This window comes from Paenibacillus sp. Marseille-Q4541, assembly GCF_018310695.1.
In the GTDB taxonomy this organism is placed as follows: Bacteria; Bacillota; Bacilli; order Paenibacillales; family Paenibacillaceae; genus Paenibacillus.
This window is the reverse complement of the sequence record NZ_JAGXCY010000006.1, coordinates 226759-240431: the sequence shown is the minus strand read 5'-3', so window position 1 is coordinate 240431 and position 13673 is coordinate 226759. Positions and strand designations below refer to the sequence as shown.

11 protein-coding genes and 1 riboswitch are annotated in these 13673 nt (G+C 42.9%); of the genes, 3 read left to right on the top strand and 8 right to left on the bottom strand.

The window, feature by feature from the left end:
• Positions 1-73: 73 nt before the first annotated feature.
• Positions 74-646: an RNA 2',3'-cyclic phosphodiesterase gene (thpR, locus tag KFT32_RS10170; RefSeq protein WP_211747063.1), complete on the bottom strand. Its 573-nt coding sequence runs from the start codon at positions 644-646 to the stop codon at positions 74-76.
• A 599-nt stretch (positions 647-1245) separates the two neighbouring features.
• On the opposite strand from thpR, the gene KFT32_RS10165 reads away from it, so the two are divergent.
• Entirely contained in the window at positions 1246-2208 is a 963-nt protein-coding gene (locus tag KFT32_RS10165) for a D-2-hydroxyacid dehydrogenase (RefSeq protein ID WP_211747062.1), read from the top strand.
• 70 nt (positions 2209-2278) lie between these two features.
• Here KFT32_RS10165 and KFT32_RS10160 read toward each other — a convergent pair whose 3' ends face one another.
• The gene (locus KFT32_RS10160; RefSeq protein WP_211747061.1) at positions 2279-3274 is read right to left on the bottom strand and encodes a TRM11 family SAM-dependent methyltransferase; all 996 of its coding nucleotides are present in this window, start codon (positions 3272-3274) and stop codon (positions 2279-2281) included.
• A 44-nt stretch (positions 3275-3318) separates the two neighbouring features.
• Entirely contained in the window at positions 3319-5025 is a 1707-nt protein-coding gene (locus KFT32_RS10155; protein ID WP_211747060.1) for a HAMP domain-containing methyl-accepting chemotaxis protein, read from the bottom strand.
• Positions 5026-5228: 203 nt separating this feature from the next.
• Between KFT32_RS10155 and KFT32_RS10150 the strand changes: the two genes are divergently transcribed.
• Together KFT32_RS10150 and KFT32_RS10145 are read left to right on the top strand one after the other, a co-directional pair.
• Entirely contained in the window at positions 5229-6386 is a 1158-nt protein-coding gene (locus KFT32_RS10150; protein ID WP_211747059.1) for a glycosyltransferase family protein, read from the top strand.
• Positions 6383-7477, top strand: coding sequence for a glycosyltransferase WbsX family protein (locus KFT32_RS10145; RefSeq protein ID WP_211747058.1), 1095 nt, complete (start codon positions 6383-6385; stop codon positions 7475-7477). Before KFT32_RS10150 ends, KFT32_RS10145 begins: the two co-directional genes overlap by 4 nt.
• A gap of 24 nt (positions 7478-7501) precedes the next feature.
• Here KFT32_RS10145 and KFT32_RS10140 read toward each other — a convergent pair whose 3' ends face one another.
• From KFT32_RS10140 to KFT32_RS10120, 5 genes are all read right to left on the bottom strand, one after another.
• Entirely contained in the window at positions 7502-7660 is a 159-nt protein-coding gene (locus KFT32_RS10140) for a hypothetical protein (protein ID WP_211747057.1), read from the bottom strand.
• On the bottom strand, positions 7635-7922 hold the full coding sequence (locus KFT32_RS10135; RefSeq protein WP_211747056.1) for a hypothetical protein: 288 nt from the start codon (positions 7920-7922) through the stop codon (positions 7635-7637). The genes KFT32_RS10140 and KFT32_RS10135 overlap by 26 nt, the downstream gene beginning before the upstream one ends.
• A gap of 117 nt (positions 7923-8039) precedes the next feature.
• Positions 8040-8990, bottom strand: a complete 951-nt coding sequence (locus tag KFT32_RS10130) for an MsnO8 family LLM class oxidoreductase (RefSeq protein WP_211747055.1) — start codon at positions 8988-8990, stop codon at positions 8040-8042.
• A 190-nt stretch (positions 8991-9180) separates the two neighbouring features.
• Positions 9181-11478, bottom strand: coding sequence for a 5-methyltetrahydropteroyltriglutamate--homocysteine S-methyltransferase (gene metE, locus KFT32_RS10125; protein ID WP_211747054.1), 2298 nt, complete (start codon positions 11476-11478; stop codon positions 9181-9183).
• A gap of 242 nt (positions 11479-11720) precedes the next feature.
• A riboswitch (cobalamin riboswitch) is annotated at positions 11721-11920 on the bottom strand.
• Positions 11921-12003: 83 nt separating this feature from the next.
• On the bottom strand, positions 12004-13416 hold the full coding sequence (locus KFT32_RS10120) for a deoxyguanosinetriphosphate triphosphohydrolase family protein (protein WP_211747053.1): 1413 nt from the start codon (positions 13414-13416) through the stop codon (positions 12004-12006).
• Positions 13417-13673: the final 257 nt, after the last annotated feature.

Genomic DNA, 13673 nt, shown 5'->3' with positions numbered 1-13673 from the left:
ATTGGATACTTTATAAAATTAAGGATAATAAATCCATATAAAGATCCAAACACTTTTACTTACAAAATGATGCTTAAAAATCAAAGTTCTCGATGACCTTGTACATCGGTTTTTGACCCGGGTAGGTCTGATATAAAACAAAACCTTCAACAAGCCATGTATCCAGTGTCTCATGACTCATAATTTCATCTAAATTCCAAGTCATCTTCTGGGATTCATCAAATTTACGCGCTACCGTAATATGCGGACGATAAGGTCGATCTTCAGGAATATACCCTAATGGTAGAGTCGATTTAACAATATACTCAAAAAGAGTAGATAGCTGATCCAGCTCTCCTTCAACACCTCTCCATAAAACCCTAGGATGTGTTGAAGATCCAAATATTCCCGGTTCCCCTATACCTAGCGGAAAGGCCTGCAACTGAGTAGCTGCTCCGCGAAGTGCATCACATAGTTTTGGTATTTCGCTAACCTCAGTATCTCCCAGAAATTGAAGTGTAATATGATAATCTTCCCTATGCGTAAAATTACGAAACGGAAGTTTGTTTTTATGTAACTGGATCCATTTCTGTATTTCCTTTTTTGCATGTTCTGGCAAAGTTATAGCTGTGAATACTCGAGCCTTTCTATGAGAAGTACTTGTCATTTGGGCGCCCCATTTCTTGTTATCTTTATTTGTTATATACTTACCCAATTTTAACCAAATTATAATAGTAATATCCTGATACTAGTACCAGGTACTAATGATTTCGAATCGGATTTTTTTTCCATAACAACATGTGAAATCCAAATCAGTTGCGTTCAATTTAATGGCGAAAAACAGGTCCGTTGAAATGAAATCCCGACCTGTAAATAGTGGTAATAGAAGTAATTTCTCTTGATATCAGCTTTGGATAAATATACCTAACATATAACGTTAATTTTCATTTTTCCTAACGTTAAAATTTTTTTACTACTATATAATAGGCTCGCATGTGCCAGTTATTACTTATACAAAATGAAATAAACTCGAAAGTAAGTTGCGTCTAATGAGATGTTACTCTTTAAAGACAAACCAGACCGGAGCACATATGAATCTATTCGCTGTTGTGAACAGTCCCCCTCCCCTTCAAAAAGACGTGTTTCTTCTATTATAAATGTTTCTCTATAAGTAGGGATTAAACCCATATCATTCGAGTCACATTGCCCCTCTGCCTGATCATCTGCTACACTGTAACTATTCTAAGCGAGGAGGATCTAACGCGAATGAGCAAAATTGTAAGCTTGCATTCTTTTACGGAGACAGAACAAAAGCGTATCCAAGATATTGCACCTAATTACACCCTAACTATAGGCAAAGCAAAGGAGCTTGATCCCTCCCTCCTGCGAGAAGCAGAGATCTTGGTTGGATGGTCCAAAAGTAAAGGTCATGCAGATGAAATGCTGCATCCAGACAGCAAATTAAAATGGGTTCAGACCTGGTCTGCTGGAGTCGACTACCTTCCTCAGGACAAATTCAAGGAACGTAATATTTCACTCACGAATACAAGTGGTATTCATGCAATTCCGATCTCTGAGATGATACTTGGCATGATGCTCTCCTTGTCCCGTAATTTGAAGATAGCAGCCATCAATCAATCGAAGAGTAATTGGGATGCCAAAGACGATACGATGAGCGAACTTTCCGGCAAAACGATTGTGATCGTCGGCGTAGGTGAGATTGGTACGGCTACAGCTAAGCTAGCAGAAGCTTTCGGCATGAATGTCATTGGTGTTCGCAGGTCAGGAAAAGAAGCGCCGCATGTAAGGAAGATGGTTTCCATGGATGGACTTGAAGAAGTATTGTCTGAGGGCGATTATGTTGTGAACATCCTCCCATTAACGGATGATACCCGTCATTTGTTCAACAAAAAGACTTTTGCAGCGATGAAAAAAGGATCTTGCTTCCTAAACGTTGGTCGCGGTGCTACCGTAGATACCTCAGCGCTATTACATGCACTGCAAGAGAAGCAGATCGCTTCAGCTGCACTTGATGTATTTGAAGAAGAACCACTGCCAAGCGACCATCCGCTATGGGCTATGGACAATGTACTTATTACCCCTCATGTTGCAGGAAGCACCCCTTATTATAATGAACGTGCATTTGAGATTTTTATAGAGAACCTTACAGCATACGTAAAAAACGAGACATTGCCTCGTAATCTGGTAGACTACAGTCGTTCTTACTAGTCATACAAAAACCCGCTCAAGAACTTCTCTTGAAGCGGGTTTTTAAGTTTATATTTGTTTTTATAAATCATCAGTCTCCTAATTCGTTCATCGCACGATCTGATCTCCGCTTACAGTGCCATATCTCCCGAACAAAAGAACCTTTTGATGTTGTCACATGATCCCGAACTTCCCATCCCGTCTGCTCCAGTTGTTCACCTATGGGTTCTGTGCTTACGATGACTGCTTCATCTGCAAGCTTCCCAAGATGAGTCAGCAGCTTTAACTGTTCTTCTACCGGCAATACAGAGCACACATTATAGGGTAAATCTAAAATGGCACGATCTGCTTTTACTTCAAGATTTGTCATATCTCCGAGCGTAACCAGCGTATCGTCATATCCATAATGCCGTAGATTCACACGAGCTCCTTGTACCGCCAGTGGATTGATGTCATTACCGTGAATGGGTATTCCCATGGATAGAGCCTCAATTAACACGTTGCCCATCCCGCAACAAGGATCTATGATACTCACTCCGGATGGTTCGGGAGCGGCAATATTAACGAGAGCCCTAGCGACTCGGGAACTAAGCCCTGTTGAATAATTGTTCGGCTTATTTTTGTGCTCTAGCCAGACATGACCAGCTTCGTGGCATACACCAAGTACCCATCCTGAATCGATATGGATAAGACCTAACGTGATGTCGGGGTTTTTCATTTTTGCTGTGCCTTGAATACGGATGCCTACCGTACGCTCTAGCTTTCTCTGTTCCTCATACGTATAAGACTTGCCTTCTTTGAGGTACAGCACTTTAAAGGACTGCTCCTCCTTTAGTTGAATAGATCCTGTCTGCTCTAATAACTCATCCAAGGTAGAAGACATAAGCAATATATCAAGTCTCATCTTAAGAAAAGGACTGCGTGAAGGATCTATACAGCGATTCGTTACATAAAAATGGCTAGCTCCTGCTTCATCCATTCCAAGTAGTCGTTTCAGCTCCAGAAGACAAAGAGCCTGTTCACTCTCGTGACAGGCAAATGTATATAAAAATGTATTTGTAGTTGTATTCATTTTGCTCGTATTCATCAATAACAGCAGATCCCTTCTCATCTCGTGGTTACATGGTTACATTATACCCGAAGCTGAGAGATGGAAGCGAGCAGATCCTCTGACAATGTTTTGAGCTTTAATATCCGGTCTGCAACAACTTCAAGTGATCCTACTTGTTGCTCAGCTGAAGCGGATACTTCCTCTACACTCGCTGCTGACTGCTGTGAAATAGCCGAAATTTGCTGGCTGAAATCATTCATCTCTCCGCTTAGTTCCTGCATCCCCCTAAGTCCTGCGGAGACTTCATTAATGACAGCAACCATCTGATACACCGATGACGTAATATGTTCAAAAGCGTCATTAACCTCTTCCATTTGAATTGTTCCGCGAGCGGTTTCCTGTACGCCACTCTCCAAGGACTCCACAACAGATCTCGTATCTTGCTGGATTTGAGTCGTTAACTCATTAATCTGACCTACTGTCTGCTGCACTGCATCCGATAAAGATCTTACTTCTTCAGCTACGACAGCAAACCCGCGCCCATGTTCACCGGCTCTGGCCGCTTCTATTGATGCATTAAGAGATAAAAGATTGGTTTGTCTCGCAATCTCTCGAATGACATGGACAAGTTCATATATATTCTCGTTACTCTTATCGAGATGATTCACTTGATTCATAGAGAACGATACACGGCTTGCAATCTGATTCATTTGTTCAATGGACCTTTGCATAATCTCTTTCCCTCGGGTCCCTTGTACCAGAACAAGTTCGGACATGCCTTTCAGTTGCTCCCCTTTGGAAGCATGATTCTCGATATGTTCATTCAGCATCTCTACGTTTCTCGCAGCGGAAGCAGCAGTTTCTGCCTGACTTTCCGTCGCCTTCGCTGATTCCTCCATCGACATTGCGATCTGCTGGCTTCCCATCTTCACTTCCTCTGACGTAATGGCAAGCTCCGCACTATGATTTTCTACAAGCTGAGATGAGCCCTGTATCTGTTGTACAATCCCCACCAAATTTGCTTTCATCTGATTAATTCCTTTACCAAGCAGCGTGAGCTCGTCCTCTTTCTTTCGGTGGATATCATCTACGGTTAGATCGCCATCTGCGATGGCTTTGACGTTATTCTCAATTTCCTTGATCGGTCTCACCAGCTGACGGACCAATGCGATGTTACTAACAAAAGTAGCCATCACAATAAATGATATGCCAATAATCAGGATCAATTTTGCCCAAAAAGAGCTTCTTTCCAGCTCAGTCGTTGAAATAGCTGCTTCCTGTTGACTGGAAGTAGCCAAGGCAGTTAACTCATTTTGCATTTTACGGAAAGCTGTCTCTGATTTAATTATGACTTCATAGGCTAGTTCCGGATTATTATCATCACTTTTCTCTTTAGCTTTCGTATTCAATTTACTGTAGGCTTCCCATTCTGCAGAAAACGAATTATAATGCTCCCGCGTCTGTTCCCCCGTAATCAACGATTCAAAGGTCTGCTTAGCCGTAGTGAGACGACGAATGAACTGGACTCGCTCCTCTTCAATCTCTTTTTTCCTTGTCTCATCTTCTGCCAAATAATAGCTGTAGCTCAGTCCTTGGATATGCTCGGATGTATATGCCATTTCACTTAATTGGTTTATGGCAGGCATCGCATTCCTAGTAATATACTTCGTATTTTTTTCCATGGCATTCATTTGTACGATTGAAACGATACCGATAATAATGACATAAAATAATAAGAAACCCATCACTAATGTAATTCGCTGACCAATCGTTTTTATCTTAAACAATAGTTCTCCCCCTACCGAAACATCCAATAATATAACTTCTATTTTCTTTTTCGGTGAAAGGAGAACGAAATGTGATATTTCACACAGTACTTTTTACCTAAAAGAAGCCCGAATTCATGTAACATGGGTCTATATCATGAAACAAAGTTACTGGCCATCATAAACTACCTTAAAATGAGATTATAAAAGGAACGAATAGAGCCATGAAAAAAAGTGAAAAAGCGACATCTTCCTCACAAAAAAAAGCAACTGCCGCTTCACGAACGAAACGTACAGTTACACCAAAACTAAAAATAACGAAGCGAAACACTTCGTCTGAGGTCATTTCTTTTCCACATGCGTTCCCTGCATCAGACCAAGTTCTAAATCATCGTAACGAACAGACCCTATCCCCCAGTGAACGATCCATTACAATTAGAGATGCCAAGCAAAAGAGAGTTATGCTGCTATGCGAAATGGATAAAGCATGGGAACCATCAACAGAGGTCCATTTCAGACATTGCTTACGCATGCTTTTTAAAGAGATCATCACAATGAAGATAGACGATAATCTATTAGAATCCCTATCTTTATATCAACCTGATGTACTTCTTATGATCGGTAACAAGCCAACTCTTCCTTTTCCCAAAGACGTTCTTCCCTGGAAAGGACTGAAGGCGGTTCTGTGGCTGAATGATGTCCATGAACCGCTCTCCCTATCAACTGATATACCATGTGAATCTTCGATGTGGGATCTTGTCATTACTCAGAATTCAGAGCATATCGCAACGTATCAGAGCCATTTATCCTCACAGATCATCTACCTGCCTTTTGGTGCAGATCCTGATCTGTTTTCTCCAGCAACAGTTCCCCTTCATTTGCAGTCCGATCTCATACTTCTCGGGGATTATACGGATCGTTTAGTGCCGTATCTAGATATCATTCGCACTCAAATCCAGCATGGACGAATACTCGCGCTAGGCGAGAACTGGGATGAGGTACCGGGAGTCGAAGCTTGGCAGCAAACGTCCGAGCACGAACTTGCACAGCTATTCAATGGAGCCGATATGATCGTGAGCTGGAGAAAAGACCAGTGTCACCGGTTTACCATTGCAGCTTGCGGAGGTTTCTTGATTGCAGAAGAGCATATGGATCTACATCGTTATATGAGCCCAGGAGATGATTGCATCTCTTTTCAGAACCCAGGAGACCTCGGCGCACATCTCGCACACTATAAAGCACATCCGGAAGAAAAAAGAAGGATTGCCTCAGGTGCCCTTACTCGAAGTATGTACAATTACTCTTTTTTTCATCTCATGATGGATTTCACAAATGATATTCTTACATCTGCACTAGAGGAAAGGAGATCCTCCTTCGTATGAAACTCATTGCTTTTTTCCTTCCTCAATTCCATCAAATCGAAGAAAACGATACCTGGTGGGGAGAAGGATTCACGGAATGGACCAATACTCGCAAAAATAAACCTTTATATCGAAAGCATAAGCAACCCAAAGAACCTTTAAAGGATTTGTATTATAACTTGATGGACGCTTCTGTAAGGAAGTGGCAAGCCGATGCTGCTAGATCTCACGGCATTTATGGCTTCTGTTATTATCACTACTGGTTTAAGGGAAAACGACTGCTCGAAAAACCATTTCAAGCTGTGCTGGGATCAGGGGAACCGGACTTCCCTTTCTGTCTCTCCTGGGCAAATGAGCCGTGGACCCGGAAGTGGGATGGCGGTGAGAAAGATATATTAATGCCTCAAGACTATGGTGATGAGCACGACTGGGAAGAACATTTTAATGAATTACTGCATGCGTTCAAGGACCCGAGATATATCCGAATACAGAACAAGCCTTTATTTGTGATCTATCGTCCAGGTAATATTCCTCGCTGTGAAGAGATGCTTCAGCTCTGGAATCAACTTGCCATAAGCAATGGGCTTGATGGTGTCTATTTTGCGCGAACATTAGGGGGATTTGAAATCCCCCCACAACATGGCTTTGAAGCAAGTATTGAGTTTGAACCTCATTACACATTTGCTCATGGACACAGCCCGAATCTATGGAGCCGTATCCACACGAAAGATGGGGACCATCTCGTATTTGACTATGACGGAGCCTGGGAGATGATTCTACAACGATCTCCTCATCGAAGCGGGGAAACCATATTTCCAGGCGCATATGTTAACTGGGACAATACCCCTCGGCTTGGGGTCCGAGGACAAAGCTGTATCGGGTCCACTCCCGAGAAATTCAGTTTATATTTAACGAAACAGATGCACCGTGCTGCTACGATTTATCAGTCTGATTTTTTGTTTATCAATGCTTGGAATGAATGGGCCGAAGGGACTTACCTGGAGCCGGATAAGATACACCACTTCTCTTATTTGGAGGCCGTTCAGAAGGCGGTTATGCGTCATGAGGAACAAAAGCTAGCGGCATTGCAGCATAAAAAGAAAATGTACTAACGTTTGTGCATAAAACATTGAACATTACATGAGTTGAATCCCAATGGTAGGCGTACCCGAAGACACATCAATGAAAAGAACATAATCGTTCCCATCTGTCCCTTTCAGCACCACACCTGGCTGCCCGCTATTCGTTGAATTGTAGAATTTCACAACATTAAGAACAGCGCTGACGGGTGGCAATCCTGGAACTCATGAGTTGCGATCCGGCGACAACGTTATTATTTGCGCTTAAATTAAGTCCTGCTCCCAAGTTATTCATAACTGTGGCACTTCCGTTTACTGACATATCGCCAGAAACAGTTTCATTACCATTCACATTTAGATGTTGCTGAACCGTTTGGTTTTGCGAGTTCACATCTTGTAAAGTAGTCCCTCCAAGCACTTGAAGGTCCCCGTTAATTACAGCGTCACCTGTCACGTTTATACTATCAAAGGTCGGCATGATCTTCACTCCTTTCCTTGTTACTCTATTCTATGTACTCCTTCATATTTTGCTATATAGCAAAAGTACATTTATAGATTCCGAGCCACCCGCACATTGGAAAAGAGTGAAGATTCATTACGCTTTGTTGAATTCTTCAGCTAATAGACGGTAAGACAAGAGTCGTTGTTCATAGGAAGCCACACGTGTAGAAATTAATATCTGGTTACATCCTGTTGTATTTACAAGCTCAAGTAGCTCTTGCTTGACCTCTTTTGGGTGTCCGATAATGGAGGAATATGAAGGTACTTCTGTAATCCCGCCTGTTAATTTCCGATGCAGGATGAGTGCCTCCTCTTTCCAGGAATGGGCTTCGTCTGCCGAAGATGCACAGATGACATTTACGGCAATGCTTGCCTTTGGCTCGGCAAGATTTTCCGAAGGGACAAACTGTTCCCGGTATTTTTGCAATATATCAAGTCCATTCTGTTCACTCATAAACTGACCGAATACATAACCCGTTCCAAACTTCGCAGCATATTCTGCACTTTTCACATTGGTACCTAGCAGCCATAGACTGGGCGGTGTTTCGGGTACTGGTTTCGCTAGAATGGGTTCACCATCAAAGCTGTATCTCGAGTGAAGTAAATCTTGAAGTTGTTTAATGAGCTCGGGATACTGCACAACTTTCTCCAAATAGTTACCGGCAAGAGCCATCGATAAATGTGCCGATCCCCCTGGAGCACGTCCGATGCCAAGTTCAATACGACCTGGATAGAGCGCGGCTAACATATGATAATGTTCTGCGACTCGAATCGGGTGATGGTAAGGCAACAACACGGCTCCCGACCCTAATTTGATTCGTTCTGTTTTGGCACCTATATGGGATAACAGTACTTCTGGACTCGCTGATTCTGTACCTGGAAGATTATGATGCTCTGAGGTCCAGTATCGCTGATACCCCCATTTTTCCCCTTGTATCGCCAGCTGAACAGACTGGCGCAATGCCTCCTCTGCTGAAACTCCCATGAGACTTGGAACCAGATCAAGAATTCCGAGTTCGATATGTTTAGAACCTCCTTGGTTCATATAAATACAACTCCTGCCTTATCCATATTCTTCTATCATCATTCCACTTTAATGAAGGATTATGATCTCATCAGTATATCAACCTCTTTTCTACAAAATCAATGACCTGCCTCTGATGAAGAAGTTTACCTTAGATATATAAAAAAGCCGTCTGCCCCACCTTAAGGTGAGACGAGAACGGCCAGGTTAATTATAAGGACGGTACTTTAATACTGTTTCGCGCTTCTCCAGCTGCTGCCACCATATTGCGCAAAGCTGCTACTGTTTCTTCTTTTCCTCTTGTTTTGAGACCGCAGTCTGGGTTAATCCAGAAAAGTTCCGGATCAAGCACTTCCAGTGCAGATACGACAACTTCCTTCATCTCGTTGACGGAAGGAACCCGCGGACTATGAATATCATAGACACCAAGACCAATCCCCTTGTCATAGGTTTGAGTCTTAAAGTTCTCGATCAGTTCCCCATGACTTCGGGATGTTTCAAGAGAGATCACGTCAGCATCCATCGCTTCTATGGACTCAATGACATCATGGAATTCACAATAACACATGTGCGTATGGATTTGCGTTGTATCTTTTACCGATGATGTTGATAGTTTAAATGCTTTCACTGAATCTGTTAGGTATGATTCATGGTCAGCTGATTTCAGCGGCAACCCTTCACGAAGTGCTGGTTCATCCACCTGAATCATTTCAATTCCTGCCGACTCTAGCGCCTCTACTTCCTTCCGCAGAGCAAGTCCAATCTGATATGCAACTTCGCTGCGTGGGATATCCGTGCGTACAAATGACCAGTTCAAAATGGTTACCGGTCCAGTCAACATTCCTTTTACCGGTTTACTTGTAAGGGATTGCGCATACACGGTTTCTCTCAGTGTCATTGGTTCCTGGTACACAACATCCCCGAAAATAATCGGCGGTTTCACACAACGTGAACCGTAGGATTGAACCCAGCCTCCTTGGGTAAAAGCAAATCCGCCTAACTTTTCACCAAAGAATTCGACCATATCTGTCCGTTCAAACTCTCCATGAACCAGCACGTCTAGGCCAAGTTCTTCCTGAATGTCGATCCATTCTTTCGTCTGTTCATCAACAAAAGTCTCATACTGCTGATCCGTAAGTTGTCCGTTTCTCCATTGTCTTCTTGCCTTACGTACTTCAGCGGTTTGCGGGAAACTGCCAATCGTTGTTGTTGGAAGAAGTGGTAATTGGAATTTTTGCTGTTGTGCTGCATGTCTTGCCGAAAAATCCGACTTTCTTTTAAATGACGAATCATTTACGTTTTCTAGCGCTTCTCTTACTGTAAAGTTACTACGGAATACAGAAGTGTTCAGTTCGGAAAGTGCCTTCGTATTCTCAGCCAATTGCTGATGAATGACATTGATATCTTCTCCTGCTAACTCGACAAGCAACTTAATTTCATCCAGCTTCTCATCAGCAAACGCTAACGAGTTCCGCAGTACCGGCAGTAGTGCATCTTCTTTCGCAAGAGATACAGGGGTATGGAGCAAGCTGCTGGATGGTTGAATGATCAGTCGATCTGGTGAGACAAACGCAGTGAGTTCTTTTATGACATGAATTCTTCCAAGCAAGTCACTTCTCCAAATATTCCGCCCGTCGATAAGTCCTGCTGCGAGTACCTTATCTTGCGGGAAACCATATTTACGAATCTGTGCAAGGTTAGCTTCACCGCCATGAACCAGATCCAGCCCAATTCCTTGAACAGGCAGCTTGGTTACTTTTTCATACTCTTCAGCTGCTTCAAAATAGGTCTGCAATAGGATCTTAAGCTCAGGTGCTGCTTGGTGTAGATCTTCATAAATCGCCTCAACCAGTTTCCAGTCTTCAGCAGGGATATCAGTAACGAGAACCGGCTCGTCTACTTGTACCCACTTTACTCCTGCCTGCTGGAGTTCCGAAAGCAATTCGCGATATACCGGCAGGAAACGTTCCACAAGGGAAGGTAGTTCAGAAGGAGAATACCCCTTAGATAATTTTAAGAAAGTATATAGGCCAATAATAACCGGTTTGCCTTCAATGCCAAGCTCTTGCTTCGCTTCTAAATAAGCTACAAGCGGACGATTTACGGTTAGTACCGGATTTGCTCCTGCCAGCTCTGGAACAATATAATGATAGTTTGTGTTAAACCATTTAGTCATTTCGGAGGCAGCTGCCTGATCATTCCCGCGGGCCATAGCATAATAAGTACTCAGTGAAACCGGTCCGCTCTCATAATCATATCGATCAGGAACAATACCAAACATGGTGCTCGTATCTAGTACATGATCATAAAGTGAAAAATCGCCTACAGGGATAAGATCGATCCCCTTTTCTTGCTGAAGACGTAAATGACGCAGACGAATTCCTTTTAACTCTGTAAGAAAATCTTGTTCGCTCACTTTACCTGCCCAAAAAGCTTCTAACGCCTTTTTCCACTCACGATTAGCACCGATTCTCGGGTACCCCAAATTACTACTGATCCATTGACTCATTTCCTAACCTCCATATGGCTATAGTATGAATAACTTATTTCATCTCGTTTGGTTACGAACGACAAAAAGGGACGTCTTTACCTCTGGGAACTGCAAGATCTCCAATGCAAAGAGTAGACGATTCATCGTCATCTATAGCATGAAAATAAAGCTGTTCCCTTACTTTACGTAGGGTAAAGACGCCCCTTGTTCTTCATCAACGCGGCAGCCATCTAAACACCTCCCTATCTCCCGTAGGTACAGCAGTGTTGTCAAAACAGGCAGGTCTCCTGGCTCCAGAGATATTCGATAAGCTATGCGCCTTCCCAGTTCATTCTCATCAACCAGTGGCATGTTGCAAGCTAATCTCTGTTACAGTGGCGGGACCGCGCCGGTATTTCACCGGACTTCCCTTTTAAGCACGGCTGCGAATCAGCCGGGCACCTGTTTCCACGATATTCAATTTTTTCCTTACCTCTTCAATAAATGGAGGTTGTAACCAATATACACCAAGTATATCTCTATGAATAGTATTTTTATTGCAGATTAATCGAGATCATAGATTGAACCCACTTTTAGACCATACAATTCGTTGTAAATTTTCTCTGCGAACGCATCCGTCATTCCTGCAATGTAGTCAATAATCATATGCTCCCAAGTCCAGATTGGACTCGGCCGAGCTTGGTCCTTCTCATACCGCTGTAACCAGTCGGAAGGAATAATGGCCTTTGAGGTAACCGGATCGTTAAAAGCATACCATAAACGGCGAAGAATCCACTCACTTCTTCTTTGCAGGCGCTGGACTCTGAGATCTTTGATCATCGTTACCCATGCGAAACTTTTCAGTACACTTACCGTACGCAGCATATCAAGATCTTCTTTGCCTTCCTTCACAAAGGTCACTTTCTTCCAATCTCCCGTGTTAATGATCCCTAAAGAACTAACAAATAGACTCACCCAATAGGCCTTCACTTCCCTGCGAGTACGAGAAAAATCAGTGTCACAACCCGGAAGCTTTTCTTCCCAAATTTTCAGGAAACTGTTCAGTACCTCTTCCACTTTCGGTTCGATGGATTCCTGTGTCCACCCCATCCAGAAAGCATCTTCCAATGTCATGATTTTGTCTACGATGAGCCTTTTTATATGCGGATCATGCAAAAAATGTTCGTGGACTTCAATTTTCCCTGCCTTGATTCCATCTTCAAGGTCATGGGCTGAGTAAGCAATATCATCACAAAGGTCCATCAGCTGGGCTTCCAGTGTTTTTTGACCTTTCGGAATTTTCCACTCGCTGCGAATTTGGCTAATATATTGCCATTCGTGTTGGTACATCCCTTTCTTGTTCTCCGTACCCGCATAAGGGTACTTATTGACTCCTAGCAACACAGCATCAGATAGATTTAAACCATCTAGATTTTCCCGTTTTTCTAGAAACATCATGAGCCGAAAATTATGGGCATTCCCTTCAAAATGCTCATATTTCCGCCGCATGGACTCCGTAACTTTCTGGACTTGGCTTGGTGAAGCCTTGCCCGTTTTATTTAAGTCCACAATGGACTGTGCTTTTTCTTGAACCAGATTCGTCAAAATACTATCGAGTACTTCCTCTCCTTTATGACCAAATGGAGGATGACCAAAATCATGGGCAATGGATGCACATTCTACCACTTCTGGATCAATGACAAGCCCTGGATTATCCGCCTTCGCAAGTTCTGCTTCTGGATATTTTCGCAATAGACTTCGGGCAGCTTCCCGTGCAATCTGCGCAACTTCCAAGGAATGAGTAAGTCTTGTCCGGTAGTAGTCACCTGTCCCCGCTCCGAACACCTGCGATTTCCCTTGCAAACGGCGGAAGGTAGGCGAGTGAATTAAACGGGAATAGTCGCGTTCATATGTCGCCCGTGAGCCATCTACTTTATCTAGTTCTGCATATTGTCTATGTTCTCGTAATTTATCCATATATGATTCCTCCGTTATCTTTAAGAAAACATGATGCTCCTTTTCATCGGAACACACCCATCCGTTCCACTTTGTCTCTTATTTCTTTTTACCCACTTTACTGAAATCGTGTGTCCTCGTCCATCCCTTACAGAAAATTTTCATGGATATTATTATTGTTAACCCTTTTTATTTGAATAGACAGCATTTCATTACAATATACAGATCCGTATTCTTCTAAAGAATAAAAAGGATAGTGCAAAAACCGCTCTCCTTAT